Annotated in this window: 17 protein-coding genes; 7 read left to right on the top strand and 10 right to left on the bottom strand. The window is 48.3% G+C overall.

Annotated features, from left to right (window positions below; all coding sequences use genetic code 11):
* Nucleotides 1-184 precede the first annotated feature (184 nt).
* The 4 genes from AC1DXC_RS01115 (at nucleotide 185) to AC1DXC_RS01100 (ending at nucleotide 5,112) form a co-directional block, all read left to right on the top strand.
* The gene (locus AC1DXC_RS01115) at nucleotides 185-2,032 is read left to right on the top strand and encodes a sodium:solute symporter family protein (RefSeq protein ID WP_477457280.1); all 1,848 of its coding nucleotides are present in this window, start codon (nucleotides 185-187) and stop codon (nucleotides 2,030-2,032) included.
* Nucleotides 2,033-2,047: 15 nt separating this feature from the next.
* Nucleotides 2,048-3,232, top strand: coding sequence for a glycoside hydrolase family 130 protein (locus AC1DXC_RS01110; protein WP_477457279.1), 1,185 nt, complete (start codon nucleotides 2,048-2,050; stop codon nucleotides 3,230-3,232).
* 5 nt (nucleotides 3,233-3,237) lie between these two features.
* Nucleotides 3,238-4,434: an AGE family epimerase/isomerase gene (locus AC1DXC_RS01105; protein WP_477457278.1), complete on the top strand. Its 1,197-nt coding sequence runs from the start codon at nucleotides 3,238-3,240 to the stop codon at nucleotides 4,432-4,434.
* Nucleotides 4,435-4,842: 408 nt separating this feature from the next.
* Nucleotides 4,843-5,112, top strand: a complete 270-nt coding sequence (locus AC1DXC_RS01100) for a hypothetical protein (RefSeq protein WP_477457277.1) — start codon at nucleotides 4,843-4,845, stop codon at nucleotides 5,110-5,112.
* On the opposite strand, the gene AC1DXC_RS01095 is transcribed toward AC1DXC_RS01100, so the two are convergent.
* The 3 genes from AC1DXC_RS01095 to AC1DXC_RS01085 form a co-directional block, all read right to left on the bottom strand.
* Nucleotides 5,109-6,257: an MFS transporter gene (locus tag AC1DXC_RS01095; protein WP_477457276.1), complete on the bottom strand. Its 1,149-nt coding sequence runs from the start codon at nucleotides 6,255-6,257 to the stop codon at nucleotides 5,109-5,111. The two genes, AC1DXC_RS01100 and AC1DXC_RS01095, sit on opposite strands and share 4 nt — an antisense overlap.
* 149 nt (nucleotides 6,258-6,406) lie before the next feature.
* Nucleotides 6,407-6,880, bottom strand: coding sequence for a hypothetical protein (locus AC1DXC_RS01090; RefSeq protein ID WP_477457275.1), 474 nt, complete (start codon nucleotides 6,878-6,880; stop codon nucleotides 6,407-6,409).
* 105 nt (nucleotides 6,881-6,985) lie between these two features.
* Nucleotides 6,986-7,690, bottom strand: a complete 705-nt coding sequence (locus AC1DXC_RS01085) for a DsbA family oxidoreductase (RefSeq protein WP_477457274.1) — start codon at nucleotides 7,688-7,690, stop codon at nucleotides 6,986-6,988.
* A 189-nt stretch (nucleotides 7,691-7,879) separates the two neighbouring features.
* Here AC1DXC_RS01085 and AC1DXC_RS01080 point away from each other — a divergent pair, with 189 nt between their 5' ends.
* Nucleotides 7,880-9,082 carry a DUF3179 domain-containing (seleno)protein gene (locus tag AC1DXC_RS01080; protein ID WP_477457272.1) on the top strand — a complete coding sequence of 401 codons (1,203 nt, stop codon included), beginning with the start codon at nucleotides 7,880-7,882 and terminating at the stop codon, nucleotides 9,080-9,082.
* A gap of 231 nt (nucleotides 9,083-9,313) precedes the next feature.
* Here the strand turns inward: AC1DXC_RS01080 and AC1DXC_RS01075 are convergent, their stop codons facing one another.
* The 7 genes from AC1DXC_RS01075 to AC1DXC_RS01045 all read right to left on the bottom strand — a co-directional run bounded on the left by AC1DXC_RS01075 (nucleotide 9,314) and on the right by AC1DXC_RS01045 (nucleotide 18,590).
* A complete protein-coding gene (locus AC1DXC_RS01075; RefSeq protein WP_477457271.1) occupies nucleotides 9,314-11,674 on the bottom strand; it encodes an ABC transporter permease in 2,361 nt (786 codons plus the stop codon).
* 332 nt (nucleotides 11,675-12,006) lie between these two features.
* Nucleotides 12,007-13,764 (bottom strand): family 43 glycosylhydrolase, encoded by a 1,758-nt coding sequence (locus tag AC1DXC_RS01070; RefSeq protein ID WP_477457270.1) that lies wholly within the window; start codon nucleotides 13,762-13,764, stop codon nucleotides 12,007-12,009.
* 224 nt (nucleotides 13,765-13,988) lie between these two features.
* The gene (locus AC1DXC_RS01065) at nucleotides 13,989-15,449 is read right to left on the bottom strand and encodes a glycoside hydrolase family 30 protein (RefSeq protein WP_477457269.1); all 1,461 of its coding nucleotides are present in this window, start codon (nucleotides 15,447-15,449) and stop codon (nucleotides 13,989-13,991) included.
* A 230-nt stretch (nucleotides 15,450-15,679) separates the two neighbouring features.
* The gene (locus AC1DXC_RS01060) at nucleotides 15,680-16,528 is read right to left on the bottom strand and encodes a ThuA domain-containing protein (RefSeq protein WP_477457268.1); all 849 of its coding nucleotides are present in this window, start codon (nucleotides 16,526-16,528) and stop codon (nucleotides 15,680-15,682) included.
* 240 nt (nucleotides 16,529-16,768) lie between these two features.
* A complete protein-coding gene (locus tag AC1DXC_RS01055) occupies nucleotides 16,769-17,236 on the bottom strand; it encodes a hypothetical protein (RefSeq protein ID WP_477457267.1) in 468 nt (155 codons plus the stop codon).
* 198 nt (nucleotides 17,237-17,434) lie between these two features.
* Nucleotides 17,435-17,818: a DUF3037 domain-containing protein gene (locus AC1DXC_RS01050; protein WP_477457266.1), complete on the bottom strand. Its 384-nt coding sequence runs from the start codon at nucleotides 17,816-17,818 to the stop codon at nucleotides 17,435-17,437.
* On the bottom strand, nucleotides 17,796-18,590 hold the full coding sequence (locus AC1DXC_RS01045) for a HipA family kinase (protein WP_477457265.1): 795 nt from the start codon (nucleotides 18,588-18,590) through the stop codon (nucleotides 17,796-17,798). Before AC1DXC_RS01045 ends, AC1DXC_RS01050 begins: the two co-directional genes overlap by 23 nt.
* A 226-nt stretch (nucleotides 18,591-18,816) precedes the next feature.
* Between AC1DXC_RS01045 and AC1DXC_RS01040 the strand changes: the two genes are divergently transcribed.
* Both AC1DXC_RS01040 and AC1DXC_RS01035 read left to right on the top strand, forming a co-directional pair.
* Nucleotides 18,817-19,377, top strand: coding sequence for a YeeE/YedE family protein (locus tag AC1DXC_RS01040; RefSeq protein ID WP_477457264.1), 561 nt, complete (start codon nucleotides 18,817-18,819; stop codon nucleotides 19,375-19,377).
* Nucleotides 19,374-19,784, top strand: coding sequence for a DUF6691 family protein (locus AC1DXC_RS01035; protein ID WP_477457263.1), 411 nt, complete (start codon nucleotides 19,374-19,376; stop codon nucleotides 19,782-19,784). Before AC1DXC_RS01040 ends, AC1DXC_RS01035 begins: the two co-directional genes overlap by 4 nt.
* The last annotated feature ends 138 nt before the right edge of the window (nucleotides 19,785-19,922 follow it).

Here is a 19,922-nt window from a genome sequence, read left to right as displayed (position 1 = left end):
TACTTGGTTAAAATAGTATTAGGGTTGGGTTGAGCAACTGCCTACTTTTGGCATAAACCAGTTAGCCATACCGGAAATACGCGAAAACGCCCTTGAAAATCGGAGAAAATCGGAAAGAAATCGGTGTTTTTCTTTGAATTTCTGTGGTATTCTTAGCATTCCTGTAGTATAAAATTTTTGATAAATGAGATTGTCCCTAATTGATATTTCCATCATTGTCCTGTACCTACTCAGCACCATTTTCATCGGGCTATGGTACCGCAAAAAAGCCCGTGAAAACAAGGACAGCTATATGCTGGGCGGTAAATCGCTACCCTGGTACAAGCTTGGCCTAAGCGATGCCTCAGACATGTTCGACATCAGCGGCACCATGTGGATGGTGAGCCTCTGCTTTGTGTACGGCATGAAGAGTATCTGGATACCCTGGCTGTGGCCGGTATTCAACCAGGTATTTTTGATGATGTACCTCTCGCGCTGGCTGCGCCGCTCAAACGCAACTACCGGTGCCGAATGGCTGGCAACACGTTTTGGTAAAACAGGTGCGGGCGTAACAAGTTCCCATTTGGTGGTAATTGCATTTGCCTTGCTCAGTTGCCTGGGCTTCATGGCTTATGGCTTCATCGGGTTGGGTAAGTTCATCCAGATATTCATCCCCTGGGATCTGATAAAAGGCTATATCCCCTTTGAGGTTGCGCCGCAATACGTGCCGCATGTTTACGGCATCATCTTTACGTTGTTTGCCATGTTCTATTCCATCATTGGCGGTATGCACAGTATCGTAACCGGCGATATGGTCAAATACGGCATCATGACGGTGGCCTGCATCTGGATAGGCGTTATCGCCACAGAACAAATAGCCAGTCATAAATTGAATGTGCCCAACGGCTGGTACACGCCTTTCTTCGGCAAGCACCTGGGGCTGGATTGGTCTACCATTATCAAAGAAGTGAACGTCAAGATCAAGAGCGATGGCTACTCGCTGTTCGCCTATTTCTTTATGATGATGACCTTCAAGGGCTTCTTTGCCGCATTGGCCGGCCCTGCGCCCAACTACGATATGCAGAAGATACTAAGCACCCGCTCACCCGAGGAAGCCAGCAAGATGAACGGCTTCGTAAGCGTTATCCTGCTGCCTATCCGCTATACGCTCATCATCAGCCTGACTGCCCTGGGTCTCATCTACTACCACCAGATGAACCTGGCCGACGGCGCAGGCGGCATCGATTTCGAGCGCATACTGCCAGCCGTTATCAATAACTTTTTGCCCGTTGGGCTTGTGGGCCTGCTGCTTGCCGGTTTGCTGGGCGCTTTCATGAGCACCTTCAGCGGCACCATGAATGCGGCGCAGGCGTATATCGTAAATGATATCTACATCAAATACGTAAACCCCGCAGCATCCACCAAAAAAATCATCGGCATGAATTACCTGGTGGGCGTGGTTGTGGTGGCTTTGGGCGTGTTCCTTGGCTTTTTCGTAAAGGATATCAACAGCGTGCTGCAATGGATCGTGTCGGCCCTTTATGGCGGTTACATAGCAGCCAACGTGCTTAAATGGCATTGGTGGCGCTTTAATGCCAGCGGGTTCTTCTGGGGGATGCTCTCCGGCATCCTGGCGGCCATGGCATTCTCGATACTCGTTAAATACGGTTATATCCCCGAAAACGAGTTGTTAAACTGGTTCCCGGTGCTGTTTGGCGTATCCCTGGCCGGATCCATCGTTGGTTCCTATGCAGCGCCCCCTACCGATGCCGCGGTTTTGCAATCCTTCTACACCAATGTGCGCCCATGGGGTTTTTGGGAACCGGTGAAAAAGATAGCCATAGCTAACGACCCGTTCTTTCAACCTAATAAAAACTTCAAGCTCAATATGTTCAACGTGGTAATAGGCACTATTGCCCAATGCTGCCTCACCATTTTACCCATGTACCTGGTACTGGGGCAACACTCACCACTGCTGATTACTATAGCCATTTTGGCAGTAATGATGCTGATACTGAAACGCACCTGGTGGAACAAACTCAAAGAATATTAATACACAAATATATTTATGACCCCTGCCTTTAAGAACAGGCTGGAGCAGCTAAACGCTGCCTACCGGCAATTGATAGATACGCCTAACGAAATTGACGGTTTGGGCAACGGTGTTTTCGACCGGTATAAAAACCCGGTGCTAACCGCTGCGCACGCCCCTGTAGCCTGGAAGTACGACCTGAACCCCAACACCAACCCCTACCTGATGGAACGTTTCGGCATCAATGCCGCTTTCAACGCCGGGGCCATTAAATTCAACGGCAAATATCTGATGGTAGTGCGCGTGGAAGGGGCCGACCGCAAATCCTTCTTCGCGGTAGCTGAAAGCCCCAATGGCATCAGCCATTTTACCTTTTGGGAAAACCCCGTCACCATGCCCGAAACGGAAGAGCCAGACACCAACCTTTACGATATGCGCCTCACCGCGCACGAGGATGGCTGGATATACGGCCTCTTTTGCACCGAAAGACGCGACCCGGCTGCCCCGGCACACGACCAAAGCCTGGCCATTGCGGCCTGCGGCATTGCCCGCACCAAAGATTTGCTTACCTGGGAACGCCTGGCCGATTTGAAAACCAACTCGCCACAACAGCGCAACGTGGTATTGCACCCCGAATTTCTGGATGGCAAATACGCGTTGTACACCCGTCCGCAGGATGGCTTCATAAGCGCAGGCAAAGGCGGAGGCATAGGTTTCGGGCTTTGCGACAGCATGGAAAACGCGGTGGTAGACGAAGAAACCATTATCGACAATAAACAATACCATACCGTTTATGAGGCCAAAAACGGCCAGGGGCCCACCCCTATCAAAACGGAAAAAGGCTGGCTGCACCTGGCACACGGCGTGCGCAATACCGCTGCCGGCCTGCGTTATACGCTGTATATGTTCATGACAGACCTTTCCGACCCGACCAAAGTAACCCACAAACCCGCGGGCTACTTTTTAGCCCCCGAGGGTTCGGAGCGCATTGGCGACGTAAGCAATGTGGCCTTCTGCAATGGCTGGATAAAGGACGAGGATGGCAGCGTGTTTATCTACTACGCCTCGTCGGACACGCGGATGCACGTGGCTACTACTACGGTAGATAAACTTATCGATTACGTAACCAATACCCCGGCGGATGGCCTCCGCTCGGCGGCTTCGGTAGAGACGTTGAATGCGATTATCAATAACAATAAAAAGCTGAAGGAATTGGTTTAAGAGGTATGAGCCAACAGGTAAAGAAGTATAAAAAGGACCTTGAAAAAGAACTGGAGAACATCCTCAACTATTGGGTGGATAACACATTAGATGAAGCCGATGGTGGATTCTGGGGAAGAATAGATAACAATAATAAGGTTATTCCCGGTTCACCCAAGGGTTCGGTGCTGAACGCAAGGATATTGTGGAGTTTCGCAGCCGCTTATAACCATAGCAAAAACGCCCTGCATCTAGGCATAGCTGCTATTGCCTATCGCTACATTGTGCATCGGTTTATAGACCCGAAGCATGGCGGCGTTTATTGGACTGTAGACCACGAGGGTAATCCGCTTGATACGAAAAAGCAGGTGTATGCATCTGCATTTACCATCTATGCGTACAGCGAGTTTTACAAGGCTACCAAGGATAAAGAAGTACTGGAGGAAGCGAAGGCACTCTACCATCTATTAGTTGCTAAAAGTTACGACAAGAAAAATACCGGCTACCTCGAGGCTTTCACCCGCGACTGGCAACCCATGGCCGATTTGCGCCTGAGCGCCAAGGATGCTAACGAAAAAAAGAGCATGAACACCCACCTCCACGTGCTGGAGGCCTACACCACGCTTTATACCGTTTGGCCCGATGAAGGCCTGCGCGCACAGATAGAAACGCTGCTGCATAATTTTATCGATTACATCATCGATGCCGAAACCAAACATCTTATTTTGTTTTTTGATGAGGAATGGAACGCTAAATCTGATACGGTATCTTACGGACACGATATTGAAGCTACCTGGCTTTTGCTGGAAGCTGCGGAGGCTATCCACCACGTCGAGCTCATCGAACAGCTTAAATTAATCTGCATACAGATATCCAAAGCGACTTTAGAAGGCCTGGATGCCGATGGCGGACTGTGGTACGAGTACGAGCCATCGCAAAAGCATTTGGTGAAAGAAAAACACTGGTGGCCACAGGCGGAAGCCATGGTAGGCTTCTACAATACCTACCAAATTACCCGCGACGAAAAATGGCTCCAACTATCCATCAGCAGCTGGGAATTCGTAAAACAGAACATCCTCGATAAAAAGAATGGCGAATGGTTTTGGGGCATCTACGCCGATGGCAGCGTTATGACCACCGAAGACAAAGCCGGCCTTTGGAAATGCCCCTACCACAATAGCAGGGCTTGTTTGGAGGTGATGAGGCGTCTGAACCGGGATTGAGCGGATTTATGCGATTTTTTGGTTTTTTTCAAAACCACTACCGCGGGTTTTCAACCCGTGGTTTGCACAAGGTCAGCTTTCAGCTGACGCAAGCTGGAAGCTTGCTCAATGCTCACCACGAGATACGCTACGCTAATCTCGCGGCAGCATGTGGGGATAATTGCCGCATGAAGAATTATCAAAACCTATTTGTCATTCCGAACCGAGGAACGAGGGAGGAATCTTGTTAGTTATGCAATTGCACCATGCTGGTCGGCGAGCATAGTTCGCTACTTTACATATCCAACAAGATTTTTTCCACTTCGTTCAAGAGATAGTTCTCGTCGCTGCGCTTCCCTCGAAATGACAAGAGGGTATAAAACTTTCCGCCCCTCCACCTGTTCCCTATAAGTACCAACAGAAACACCTATGAACGCGTACCAGCAAAAATGGATTGATGTATTGGCGGCGGCCAATTTAAAAGATTGGAAGATTGAACCTGTGGGCGAGGATATCTACATAGATATGCCTCACGTTACCGACCTGAAACTGATAAGGGATAACCTGCCCGAAACTTTGGCGGCAATTTCTTTAGATATTAACCTGCCCAAAGAGCGGTTGAAATTCACCTTCCACAACGGGTACGAAAACTTTGAATATGTGCTGAATCCCGGCGAAGCCGATTTGAACGAGGCTTAAATTTTGGCTTTGGTTGATACAACGGCAACGCAAATCCCCATCATAGCTATCAGTGTAAAGGATGCCCGTAAAGAGGCTAATCCCGCAATAAAGCCGATGATTGGCGGGCCAATTAAAAAACCCATAAAACCAAGGGTAGATACCGCCGCTAATGCAACGCCCGGTGCCATTGTTTTTGATTTGCCGGCCGCGCTGTACACCATAGGCACAACGGATGATACACCCGCCCCCACAAACAGGAACCCAATTAATGCCGTATAAAAATAAGGGAAGATAACCGCAATAAGCAACCCGGTTGCGGTAAGTATGCCACTGAGTTGCATGGTACGCTTTAAGCCAAAGCGATGAGCAAAACCATCAGCCACGAAGCGGCCGAGTGCCATGGTAGCCATAAAGGCCGTAAAACCCGCTCCTATCCAGTCGGTAGGGGCCAATACTACTTTCTTAAAGTAAATAACGCTCCAGTCGAACATCGCGCCCTCGCATATCATCGAGCAAAACGCAATTGCGCCTAATTTGATAAGCGAATTATCGGGCATTACAAACACCGGCCCGGTATTTACTACCTTATCGTTTTTTAAATAGGGGATGGTTGCAATAACCACAATAACAATAAGGGCGAGTATGATTGCAAAGTGCTGCAGTGGGGGCATTTGGAAGCGCATCATAAAAACGCCGATAAGCCCGCCTGTGAACCCTGCAAGGCTCCACAACCCATGGAAGGAGGCTAAAATGGGGCGCTGGTATAACTCTTCGGCAGCTACTGCCTGGGTGTTTACAGATATGTTTACCGAATTACTGCTAAAACCAAACACCACCAGGCAAATAATAAGCTGCAAAGTGTTTTGGGCAAGCCCGAGGCTAACCAGTGTAATGCTGTAAATTATAAGCGCTGCTATTAGCAGGTTGCGGCTGCCAATTTTGGTAATAACCCAGCCCGAAAACGGGAGGGAACACATCAGCCCAACAGGCAGCGCAAACAAAACGCCACCCAGTTGCGCTTCAGACAGATCAAGTGTTTGCTGTATGGTGGCAATGCGCGATGTCCAGCTGGCAAAGCACAGCCCCGTCATGAAAAACATGGCAGCTACCGCGATGCGTAATGTGGTGCGTGAGTGATGATATGGTGATATAGCGGCTTCCAAATTAATAAATGCTTCTTAGTGTATATATTACACTAAGGTGCGAAACGTATCTCAAATATAAAAATTTGACGTAAAAGATTACAATATGATTAATATATAGGACATTGCCGGCCGATACCGCGCCGTGTAATATGTTGTTTAGTAGCGCTTTAGTTCTTGATACTAAACGACCCGGTTATTGCCCCGGCATCCACTCCGGCCTTATCATGCATTTGCCCCGTAAAAGTGCCTGTCACCGTACCGTTAAATCCGTTTGCAGAAGTTAAGTCGGTAAATACAACGGTCCCCTCGCCTACAAAATCTGACCCTATCGCAATTATTTCTGCCGGGAATGTCCCCTTAACAGCAGTTGGGGATATAAAACTGAATGCGTTGGAAGGGTCGGTGCCGCCGAGTACCTGGGTGCTCCCTTCGGGTACCACACCTGGCGCTATCACCTGGAAAACAACCAGGGTTGTGATCTTGGTTGTTTTACCTTGAAAGGTATAACTTACAAAATTGCCATTGCCAACAGTGCCGCCGCCAACAGTGCCGTCGGGGTATATGGGTTGGTCTATCTTACAGCCGAAAAAAACTGTTGCAAGGATTATAAACGTAAACAGATGGGAATAGATCCTTTTCATATGCCGCAGATAGTTTAGGGTCATCAGATCCTATAAATATATAATTTATTTCCTGCCAATTAAAGTGTCGGTGATTTTTGTGCCTGATTTAAATCACCAGCCGGTTCAACAATCCCCGTCCGGCCCGCACACAGGTCCGTCTATTACATCAAATTTTGGTTTCGCCTGCTCATCATTCCATTCGCCATAGGCTTTCTCCAGCGTTTGGGTAAATACAGGTACGGCCTGCGCGCCGGATACCGCGTATTTGCCGTTCATTACAAAAAACGGCACACCGCGAATGCCCAGGTATTCGGCTTCGGCAATGTCGTGCTTTACATCGTCGGTGTAGGTATCGCTGTTCAATATAGCCGTTACTTCGTCCTTGTTGAGGCCAATCTCTTCGCCTAAACCGGCAAGGGTATCGGTATCGTCGGTGTTTTTGCCCAAAGTAAAATAGGCCTTAAAAAGGGCTTCTTCGGCCGCATCGCCCAGGCCTTTGCTTTTGGCATAATGGCTAAAACGGTGCGCCTTTAAGCTATTGGCCACAACTGCGCGGTCGAAATCGTAGATAAGGCCAACTTCGGCAGCCATTTTGGTTACGTGGGCATTCATTTGCTGCGCATATTCCAGCGTCCAGCCTTTTAAGTCGGCCAGGTACTGGCTTATGTTTACCGATGGGTCGGTCACCATCTGTGGGTTAAGCTGGAAGCTTTTCCATTCTATCTCTACCTTATCCTTGCCCTCGAACTGCTGCAATGCATCCTCGAACCGGCGTTTGCCTATATAGCAAAAGGGGCACATTACATCGCTCCATATCTCTACTTTCATGGTGATTTATATTTTTTGTAAAGGTAAAGATGCCCGGCAAAGAGCGGGTCGACGCAAAGTCAAAAAAAAAGCCAAAACATCTTTAAGCGTTTATTTTTCAGCATGATATTGACAGCTTGTATATTTTTTATACTTTAGTATCTCTGTACCTGATTGACCAATACTATAATAAGCCCATTTTACTGACAAATGAACAATAACAATAAACCTTTGCTTTTTTGGGCCGGTATCGTATTGCTTATTTTGCCCGGTTTACTGCATGCTTATCTGCTGATGCCTTTCCCCGGCAGCCAGGATATCAACGCCATTACCATTTGCTATTACCTCGAAAAAATAGTACTGCCATTGCGCATCCTGGGTGCCATACTCCTTATCGTGTACTTCATCCGTTTCTTCGCCAAAAACACCCGCAAGCATAAAATTATCAAAGTGGCGGTCATCATTATTTGCCTGGGCAGTTTTTACTTTACAGACTATATGTTCAAGGCCGAGACCATGTTCAAAGAAACCCAAAAGGCGCGGTTTGCCAACGGGCTCACGAATAAAGTACCGCAAAGCTATTTGGTAATTGGCGTGGTGAGCAATGGCGTGGCCAAGGCCTACCCTATTATTTACCTGGGCTATCACCATAAGGTACAGGATAGCCTGGCCGGTAAACCCGTTTTGGTTACTTATTGCACCATGTGCCGCACCGGCCGCGTTTACGACCCTGTTATCAAAGGCATCCAACAAACCTTTAGATTGGTGGGCGCAAGGCATTACAACGCTATTATTGAGGACGTAAGCACACGCACCTGGTGGTACCAGGCAACAGGCGTGGCAGCCGTAGGACCCATGAAAGGCGCGCACCTGGAAGAACTGCCCTACGAGCAGATGACGCTTGGCGCATGGCTGGCAAAGTACCCCGCCTCCTTAATCATGCAGCCCGACGGCGGCTACCTCGATGATTATATCGACCTGAAAGACTACGACCATAAACAAGCCGTAGATAAAGACAGCACCCTGAAGAACAAAGATTCCTTAGTGCGCAAAAGCTGGATGGTAGGCATTATAGCCAACGGCAAGCCCAAAGCCTACGATTGGCGGCAACTGGTGAAAAAGCAGGTACTGAATGATAATATAAACGGCATGCCGCTGGTAATTGCCGTAGAGGAGGACAAGCAAAGCTTCCATACCTGGAGCAGTATAGTAGACGGCAAGCAGCTGCACTTTTTGATGGATAAAGAGAACTGCCTGGCCGACCAGGAAACCTCCTCCATCTGGGATTGGACGGGCACCTGCATCTCCGGCCCATACAAAGGCAAACAACTCAGCACCATACAATCATACCAGGAATACTGGCGCTCCTGGAAACAATTCCACCCGGCTACGGAATTGTGGAAGGGAATATAGATGTGCAGATTTCAGATGTGCAGGTGTGCAGATGAAAAAGACAAAATCACCCGCCGCGCCAAGTGTCCACACCTGGGGCAATAACGTTGGTAAGCGTCCACGCTTACTTTTAATCCAACGCTAAGCTCGCAAGCGTGGACGTTTGCCATTTTCTTTCGTCAAGTGTAGGCACTTGACGCGGCGAGCAGATACCAGAACACGTACTAACCTCTCAGCGCGCTTAACAACCCCCTACTCGCTTCTCAAGCTCTTCACCGGGTTGGCTAGTGCTGCTTTAATGGATTGGAAACTGATGGTAACAAATGCAATAACGATGGCTATAAATGCGGCCAATACAAAAACAGACCAGCTGATAGGTATGCGGTAGGCAAAGGCCTCTAACCAGTTGGCCATAACGTACCAGGCTAAAGGGGTAGCTACAACAATGGCAATAAGTACCAGTTTAATGAAATCTTTAGCCAACAGGCTTACAACGCCTGTAACCGATGCTCCCAATACTTTGCGCACGCCGATTTCGCGGGTGCGTACCTGGGCTGTGTAGGTTGCAAGCCCTAATAAGCCCAGGCTGGAGATGAGTATAGCCATTCCGGCAAAATAATTGAACAATGTACCTTCGCGCTGTTCGCCTTTGTAAAGGTTGTTAAACATGTCATCCAGGAAGGTATAACTAAAAGGGTACTCGCCGTTGTATTGTTTAAACTGTGTCTCCGCGGCAGCGATTGCTGCGGCCGCATTTTTAGTGCTGGTTTTTACGTATAAAGTTTGATAATTAGCCGGGCGGTAAAAGAAAATGGCAGGCGCAATTTTTTCGCGCAAGCTGGCAAAATGGAAGTCTTTAATTACGCCGATTATGGTGCCGTTTGTTTTCTGAAAACTGAAATGCTTGCCAATAGGATCTTTTAGCCCAATTTCTTTTATGGCGGCTTCGTTAAGGATAAAGTGTGTAGAATCGGCAACGGCACCTGTAAAGCTGCTGCCCTGCGCCATCTTCAGTTTAAAAAAGGAAATAAAATCTTTATCAATCCCCATTGGATGCAGGATAAAGGTTTGGCCCGGAGCCTTGCCATCCCAGGAGTTATCGCCCGAAAACATGCTGCTGTTAACGATATTGCCGGTTGCCCGCGTTACATCTTCTACGCCGGGTTGTTTCAACAGCTCGGCCCTTACAGCATCATAGTGCATCGAGGCGTCGCGCATCCACATCCCGAAGGTATGGCTTTTATCGTACCCCAAATTTTTCGATTGAATGTATTTAAGCTGACGGGTGATAATCAATGTGCTCGCAATAAGTATTACCGAAAAGGTAAATTGTACTACCACCAGCGCTTTACGGAAAAGCGCATCGCCAATGCTTGCGCTTATTTTGCCTTTCAGGGCCTTTAATGGTTCGAAGGATGATAGCAGTAACGCCGGGTAAATGCTTGATAAAGCCAGGGTGGCTATAACCGTAATGGCAATGATAGCCCAAATATGAGGATTGAGCAAGCTGAACACCAGTTGCTTGCCCGCTAACTCATTAAATACCGGCATCAGCAGGTAAATGGCGAACAGTGCAAATGCTGTTGCAATGAGGAATAACAAGGCGGTTTCTACCAGGAACTGCATAAACAGCTGCACTTTACCCGCCCCTATAATTTTACGCATGCTTATTTCTTTAGCGCGTAGTAAAGAGCGCGCTGTAGAAAGGTTTACGTAATTGATGCAGGCTATAAGCAGTATTACCAGGGATATAATACTAAAAATACGCACCGTTTGGATGCCATGGTCGGTACCATCTGCGTTGTATAAGTGCAGCTTACTGATAGGTAATAGCAGGTAATCGGCATCGGTATCTTCGGCGCGGTGCTTAAGATGTATTTTATTTAAATCGGCCGAGAGCTTTTTTAACGATGCGCCCGGGTTTAACTTAACGTAGGTTTGATAACTGTAGTTGTTAAAATTGGTATTTACGTCTGTCTTATTGCGTAACAGTATGAATTTAACATGGTAGCTCATGGGCATTATCATATCAAAATTGATACTGGAGTTTTGCGGGAAATCGTTGATAACGCCACTCACCGTAAAGTTTTCCTGGCCATCGGCAGTAATCACTTTACCAATTGGATTATCGGCACCGAAATATTTTTGTGCTGTTTTTTTGGTAATAACCACAGAGTTATCGCCGGCAAAGGGCGCTGCGGTATTGCCCTGTACCAGTGGGAAATCAAATATCCTGAACATCGACGGGTCGGCAAAGGCTACGGATTGCTCGCCAAAAACTTTATCCTGGTATTTGTATAACGAGAAAAACCAGTTGGGGGCAATGCGCGCCTGGTCCTGCACGTCGGTAAGCTCCTGTTTAGCCAGCGGGCCTATAGGGGCTACCGTATTTTGCCATATCTGTTTACTGGCTCCTGTACCGCCAAAAAGTTCTACGCGATAAATATTGTCGGCATTTTTGTGGAAGTTATCGAAACTTAACTCGTCCTGCACCCAAAGTAGTATTAATATACCAATAGCCAACCCGGCAGTAAGCCCGGCGATATTGATGAATGAATAGAATTTGTTGCGAAATAAATTTCGCCAGGCGGTTTTAAAGTAGTTTTTAAGCATGGCAACAGGATGTTATTGTATTTTTTGTACTTCAAAACTATGCCACGTTTGCAATTTATTGATTAGTAATATCTTACACGTCTTTTCAATGGCCTACCCGTTCGTAAGCGGACGGTTTGCGTGCGGTTGTATTACATTTTCTGTTACCCGGCCGCGCCACGTGCCCACACATACTATTTTCTTTCATCAAGTGCAGACACTTCACGAGACGGAAGGTTAGATGTGCAGATTTCAGATGTGCAGGTGTGCAGATGAAAAGTTCTTGAGCCCCGTTTTTCCATCCGAAATCTGAAATCCCCTCATCTGAAATCTAAAATCTGCACATCCGCAGCCTACTCCACCTTTATCACCTTCGTCCGCTTACTTATCCCATTCTCATTAAAGGCCTCTATCTGGAAATAATAAGGCACGCCTTTCTCCATGCCGTTAAAGTAATACTCGTTTACGTTGTACACCATAATGTTGTTGTACAGCTTATCGGGTGCTATGCCCATGTAAATAGTGTAGCCTACAGCGCCATCTGTTTGGCGCCAGCGCAGCCAGGAGTTTCGGTTCTCTTCTTTTCCGCGCAGCACGATGAGGTTACTAACGGTATCCGGCACCATGCCCGCCCCTTTGCCGAACACCCGGAATCCAGATAAAGCAAACTTGCCGGTGGGCATATGGTAATTGGTTATTTTGAGGTATCGCGCTTTGGCAGGCGTCTTCAGTTCCACGTAATCGTGCGGCACGTCTGTCTTGTTTTGGCGTTTATCTATCAATGGTTTCCAGGTCTTGCCATCGATAGAAGAACTTATTAGGTACTGATGGTACACGCCGTGCGACTTGCCCATGAATGTGGCATCCTGGTCGGCGTAGTTAAGCTGGATGGCGCGTACGGTACTTACCTCGCCCAGGTCGGTTTGCATCCACTCGCCTTTGTTGGCAGTTTTAGCGCTCCAGTAGGTTTTGATATCCTCATCAACCGCCAGGTTGGGCACATACGCGCCAAGGGTTGACGATACCTGCACGGGCTTGTTGTAGTTCAGCAGCATCCAGCCGGTAAAATTGCTATTCAGATGGTCTTCCTTACCTGCGGATAGATAGTGCGGATAATCGCCATAGGCGGTGTTGGCGTACAGCGTGCCGTCGTTATCGAAACCGGCCGGCCAGAAGCCTATGCGCCGTTCGAAGTTATTCTTCACATCTATCACCATGGTGCTGATGTGCCAGTAATTGCCCCATTTATCGGCCCAGGTTGCGCCATGGCCCGCGCCTTTGGCAAAGCCGCCCGGTTTGTAGCTGAAAGGATTGTGGCTTTGGTATTTGAAGGGGCCAAGCGGTTTATCGCCCACGTAAACGCCGTCGCCATAGCCTTTGCCTTCGGTACCTGGCGCGCCGTATTGCAGGTAATATTTGCCGTTGTGCTTGTTCATCCAGCTGCCCTCCATAAAACCCGTGAGGAAAACATTATCGTTGTTCTCGCCGAAGCGCTCCCAGCCGTGCTGCTCCCAATTGAGTTTTATCATCTCCTTTTTCGGGCCGATAGGTTCGAAGGTTTTGCGGTCTAACTCCTGCCCGTACAACGGCAAAGTGTTGCTGCTGCCGTGGTAAATGTAAACGCGACCGTCATCATCGGCAAACATGCCCGGGTCCCATGCCCCCACCTGAAAGTAGTCTTTCGCGGCTTTCCATGTATCGTGGGTGGGGTCGGTACTCATCCACAGGGTAAAATCTTTATTATAGGTAGAGCCGATAACCAGCAGGGTATCGCCTAGCACCAGCGTAGCAGGCGCGCAAAGCTCATCGCCTTTTACCTGGTTGTAGGGCCGTACGAATTTACGCGGAACGAAGGTCCAGTGCAACATATCCGGCCCCCACCAATAACCAAACTGGTTGGTGCTGAAGAGGTAGTAATTGCCCTTAAAAAACGTCATGGTTGGATCGGCAGTGGCGCGGTGTTTGCCCCAGGCCGCAAAGCTTTCGAAAGGCGTGTAGCCGTAATCGAGGTTGAGTGGATTGCAATAAGTGAGGCGTTTTGTTTGTGCGGATGCAGTGAACGCGATAAAACAAAATAGTGCTGCCAACCATAAACGATGTGCGATTTTCATAGGCGGGATGTAATTGGTTAGGCCAAATATATGGATTGTTGAGATTCCTTCGGTAGAGACGCAATATTTTGCGTCTCCGCATGCAAATCCGTTATCATCATACGGGAGACGCAAAATATTGCGTCTCTACGGGTAACAAAAAAACCGCCGCCCATTCTTTTTAAAATTAAAAAAGGAGCGCCGGTAAACCGGGCCCCTTTCTCAGAGATTTAGTTGATTATGAATTATTGTACGATAAGCGTTGCTATGGAATGCGGTTCGGCAGTGGTTTTGGCGGCTTTGCCTTTTATCCACAAGCTGTATTCGATTCTTTCGTCGGTGCGGTTCATTACCACAACGGCCAGTTTACCATCCGGGTTCATGTACGCGGTGGTCAACAATTTATCCCTGCTGGCAGCCGCTGCTACGCGCTTTGCGCCGGGATGTATGAATTTGGAGAAATGCCCCATGTAATAGTATGAGTTGGTGTAAATCAACTCCCCGGTGCGGGTATCGGCGTGAATCGGCGCAAAGCAAAAGTTGCCTACATGGTTCGGCCCGCCTTTTTCGTCGAGCAGCACGTTCCAGTCTGTCCACCCTACGGTGCCGGCATTGAAATCGTTTATCATGGATAGGCCGTACCGTTCGCCAAGCGACCAATCGCCGAGGCGATTAAAGTCGAATTTCTCTACGCAACCTTCAGTAAAAATCAAATTCTTATCAGGGAAAGCAGCATGCGTTAAACGCGTGTTCTCGAAGTTTTGGCCGGCTCCTGTCCAGGTTTCGTACCAGTGGAAACCTATGCCCCAGATGTATTTGGCGGCAGCGGGGTCTTCTAATATGGTGCTGGCCTGCTGGTAAAGCAAATCGCGATTATGATCCCAAACGATGAGTTTCTTGCCAGCCATGCCGCCTTTAACTAATGTTGGACCGAGGAAGTTCTTTACGAAATCGCGCTGTTCCTCAGCGGTGTACTTGCAGCTTTCCCAGCTTTGCGTAGCCATCGGCTCATTCTGTACCGACAGGCCCCACACCGGGATGCCCAATTTTTCGTAGGCATTGATGAATTTTACATAGAAGTTGGCCCAGCTCTGCGCAAACTCTTTTTTCAGCTTGCCGCCGTGCAATACATCGTCATTATCTTTCATGAAAGCCGGCGGGCTCCAGGGCGAAACGAATAGCGTCAGTTTCCCGCCGGCGGCTTTGGTAGCCTCTTTAATAAATGGTATGCGGTATTTCTTGTCGTGGCTGATATCGAAGGTGCGCAGGCCCTTATCGTTATCAGATACATAGCTGTAGCTGCCGCTGCTAAAATCGCAGCTTTGTATATTGGTACGCGCCAGGGTATAACCAATGCCGATGTTCTTATCGAAATAGGCAGCTAAAAACTCCTGTTGCTTATCTTTCGGCAGCTTATAAAAGGTTTCGGCGCTGGCGTCTGTTAGCGCTCCACCTATGCCCAGCATGGTTTGGAATGTTTTGGTAGGGTCTACAAATACCAGTGTTTCGGTTTCGGGCGGCTGGGGACTATCTGTAAAGGTTAATGTGCCCGCAGGCGCAAGCCTTTTGTTGCCTTCTTTCTCGGTTACGAATACTTTTACCGTTTTATTGGCTGCAGAATAAAGCTTTTTTGGCTTCACTGTCGACTGGCAAAATGCCGCCGCCGCTATGCATATAAAACCTATTGATAAAAGTGTTTTCTTCATTATTAAGCCGGGAAAGGTTAATGGTATTTGTTTACGGAGCCAAATCTATTAAAGTTTCGCTGAAATAAACAAGGGAAAATTACATAAATAACTGATATTTAGTTATTTATGTAATTTTTGATACGCTTTGATACCAAGCAATTAAAATGTAAAAGAGCTAGTAATCAACCCTTTCCATCCTCTGGGCGGAAAAGTGATTTGAATATTTATACGCCTTAGTCGCAAGGGCATTATTTATCAACAATACGCTTGCCGGTACCCATCCATTCGATGGCATCGAGGATTAGCTTATCTTCGATAGGGTTGCCTAGGGTGTGCGAGAGGTCCTTGTTGGTTTTGCCCTCGTAATCGATATCGTTGTGGCCCATATTGAGGTATATCATTTTGTAGTTGCGATTGGTCCATACTACAGGGTAGTAGCCGCTGTGCCATATCTCGTTTTGCTTTGGCCCCGTGCCCAACGGGAAACTGGTTGAGTCTATCGACATCAGTATCCGTATGTCAGGGTTCTTGCGGAGATCTTTCTCCCATCGGTACCATTCGTTGGGCGAAGCCTTAAAGGTTTTGGGCATGTGTTTGGTGGCGGGGTGCTTGCTGTCTTCCACCCTCAGGATAGCCGATGTAGGCCGCCAGGTATTGCTGCCATATTGCCCCGAGCCCAGGAACTCGTTGTGGTACCAATCCCAATCCGCATTGAAATCCGACGGCGTAAGCGCAAAGGCCGAAAAATGGAAGCCCATCCAGCCGCCGCCGTTGCGCATGTATTTTTCGAAAGCTGCACGTTGGGCGGAGTCCTCGGGGCGGGTATCTAAAAACAATACTACTTTGTATTTGGCCAGGAAGGCCTCGTTCAGGTTGCTCCAGTTGCTGGTAGAATCGTACCCGAAGTTGTATTTGGCCGCCATCAGCGGGAACCATTTATTGGCCTCGTGCACGAAACTGATATGTGCCTGGTCGTTTTTGGCGGTGTAAAAGGCGATGACGCTGAAACGGGGCTTATTTTGGGCATGCAAACTGCCTGCTATGCACAGGCACAGCAGTGCGATTGCAAATATTTTTAGGGTGATTGATTGACGCATGTTGTTGGGTTAATGGTAACAAAATCGAAAAAATGCCGCTCGCAGAGTTTACTCACCCCGACATCGCTATCGCTTGTCGACCCTCTCTGCTTCGCAAAGAGGGTGGGGAAGGCAGGAAAAAAAGAAACTAAAACTCTCTTTGCGGCGCAGGGAGGGTGGTCGAGCAAAGCAAAGACCGGGTGAGTCGACCTGCCACGCGACCATCATTGTTTGCTTCGACCGTTCGCTATCCAGCGCCGCTTACTTCTTAATCTTGACATAAGTTTCCACTATCTCATGATCAATCTTCAGGCTGTCTATCTTCTCGATGCCTTTTTGCACCAGAGTATCGCCTTTGAAGCTCACTTTAAAGTTGAAGAAATGTCCCTCCCACTCGCGGTAGTTGCAGTATTGCAGGTTCTCTGTGTAATCGGCCCCGGTTAGTGCATAGGTGCCCGCGCCCGAATCGAAAATAGGTTTGGTGCCTGCTTTTTTCAAATCGTGCTTAAAGAAAGCGAAGTGGTAGCCGTTTATCACTTTGATCATTTCCTGCTCCTGGCCTTTTTCGGGATAGGTAACCACGGTATCGCCTTTGGTTATCTGCAGGGCTGATACCAGTTTCCAGGTGCCTTGTATGGGTGCAGCAGGCTCTTCGGTTTTCGTGTCGGCAGCGGGTTGTTTGCAGGCGGCAAGGGCCAGCAGCGGGATAAGTAAGAATTTGATTTTCATTTGTTGTGAGATTGAGATTTATTTAGTTGATTAATATTTTGTTCTGTTCTGAACTATGTAAGAGACCACATCATTGAGGAACTTTCTACCACGTCATTGCGAGGCACGAAGCAATCTCTACGCAGGACAGGTGACTTTGCAGATTGCTCTGCTTATCGGGAGATTGCTTCGTTCCTCGCAATGACGTATTCTTATAAATTACAGTACCAATTGCTTAAACAGCCTTTCTATCGTTTCATCCCCATCGATGCAAAACCCCGGGTGTACTTTAGACGTTTGCACCACCGTGCTGCGCGTAGCGGTAAGCCAACGGAAACGAGATGGCGCATCCAGCAAGCCTATCGGTCCGGCATCTTTTCCGCCCATGCATATCTGCTGAAACGAGCGTAAGTTCGCCTCTACCCCTTCTAAATCTATATCCGGGTAAAAGGCCAGCAAGCGTTCCTTATCTACCTGGTACATCATCCGCAGGTATTTGTGTTTGGCGCAATACAATATCACGCCCACGTTCATGAATTCCTCGCGCTCTACCCTGGGCACCACGCGGATAACGGCATACTCAAATAAGTTGCGATCTTGCATGCTGTGCTTCTTTTAGGAATATGTTGGAGTTTGCCAACCGGGCGTTCAAAAACTGCGCGTAAACCTGCCGCTGGTCGTCTTCGGTTTCAAAGCTTCTGTCTACCAGCCAGGCATCAGGCACTATGGATACAATGGCACTGATAACTTCGGGCGTAAGGATGGCTTTGAATTCGGCATCCACCTCAGCCAAAAATTCGGCTTTGCGCAACAGCACGTGGTCTTTGACCTGTACGAAGGGGCGCAGCGCCTGCTCCTGCCAGTTATCCATATTATGGTGGAAGTAAAGGGCGGCGCCATGGTCTATCAGCCAAAGTTCTTTGTGCCACATCAACATATTGGTGTTGCGCGCGGTGCGGTCTACGTTGGTGAGCAAGGCATCCAGCCACACGATTTGTGAAGCAAGTTTAGGATCCACGACAGTCACCGTCGGATCGAATGTAATTGCACCCTGCAGGTAATGCAGGGCCAGGTTAAGGCCAACGCTGAATTTCAGCAGATCCTGTATCTCCTCGTCGGCTTCTGTACGGCCGAAGGCTTCGTCGAGGTTCACGAAGACCAACTCGGGCATCCGGAAACCGAGGGTACGGGCAATTTCACCGCCAATCAATTCAGCAATAAGTGCTTTTGGCCCCTGCCCTGCCCCGCGGAATTTAAGCACGTACAGGAAGCCGTCGTCGGCCTCGGCTATGGCAGGCAGCGAGCCACCCTCGCGCAACGGGGTAACGTAGCGGGTAACATTAACGGTGCGTAATTGAGGTGGGGTAATATTCATAGGTGATTTGGAGGGACTAAGATAAGTCAAGAAATTCTAAAATCTAATCTCTAAATTCTAAAGGGGAGGCAGAATCCTGGAAAAGAAACCCTAAAACCGAAAGTCTAAATTCTAAAATGGGAGAAGAAACGCCAAATCTTGAAATATAGCCCATCCTTTGTTTACATTAGCTTTGTAATTTTTTTCTTTAGATTTTAGACATTAGATTTTAGGATTTCCTCAACTTATGGAATGGATTAAACAACCCTGGCCCTGGTACATCGCCGGCCCGCTTATTGGCCTAATCGTCCCGGCGTTGCTATTGCTCGGCAATAAAGCTTTCGGTATATCCTCGTCGCTGCGGCATATCTGCGCGGCTTGCCTGCCTGCGGGCATCCCTTTTTTTAAATATGATTGGAAAAAGGAAAGCTGGAATCTGTTTTTTGTGGCAGGGATAATGCTGGGCGCCTTTGTAGCCGTGCATTACTTATCTAACTCTGCCCCTGTTGCCATCAACCCTGCAACCACTGCATTGTTGCAAAAACAAGGCGTGAAGGATTTTAGCGGATTGTTGCCACAGGATATGTTTAGCTTCAGTCAGCTGCTTACGCTGCGCGGATTGGTGTTTATGGTGTTGGGCGGCTTTTTGGTGGGCTTCGGTACACGGTACGCCGGGGGCTGCACTTCGGGGCATGCCATTATGGGGATATCATCGCTGCAATGGCCGTCCCTGGTGGCCACCTGCTGCTTTATGGCGGGCGGTTTCATCATGGTATGGTTTATACTCCCTCATCTGTTAGCCTTATGAAAAACCTCAAATTCCTGGCCCTTGGCCTGCTATTCGGTGTTATACTGATCAAATCCGAAGTGGTATCGTGGTTCCGTATACAAGAGATGTTCCATATGCAGGCCTTCCATATGTACGGCATCATCGGCAGTGCCATCGTAGTAGCTATGATTTCTATCCTGCTCATTAAACGCTTCAATATTAAAACCATCAGCGGCGAGCCGGTTATCATCCCTCAAAAAACTTTTCATTGGGGTAATGTGTACGGCGGATTGATATTCGGCTTTGGCTGGGCCATCACCGGTGCGTGCCCCGGCCCGCTTTTTGCGCAGATAGGCGGCGGCTTCGCGGTGGTATTGGTTACCTTGTTTAGTGCTATTGCAGGTACCTGGGTATATGGCTTATTGCGCGATAAACTACCTCACTAAATAAACCCTAAAAGGGAAAACCTAAACGCTAAAGGAAAAGAAATCCTAAAACCGAAAGTCTAAATCCTAAAGTGGGGGAAGAAACTCATCCACAAAAAAAAGCGGACGGCCCCAATCGGACCGCCCGCTACACATAAA

The organism is Mucilaginibacter sp. P2_D11 (genome assembly GCF_056404435.1).
This window is presented reverse-complemented; position numbering and strand designations above follow the sequence as displayed.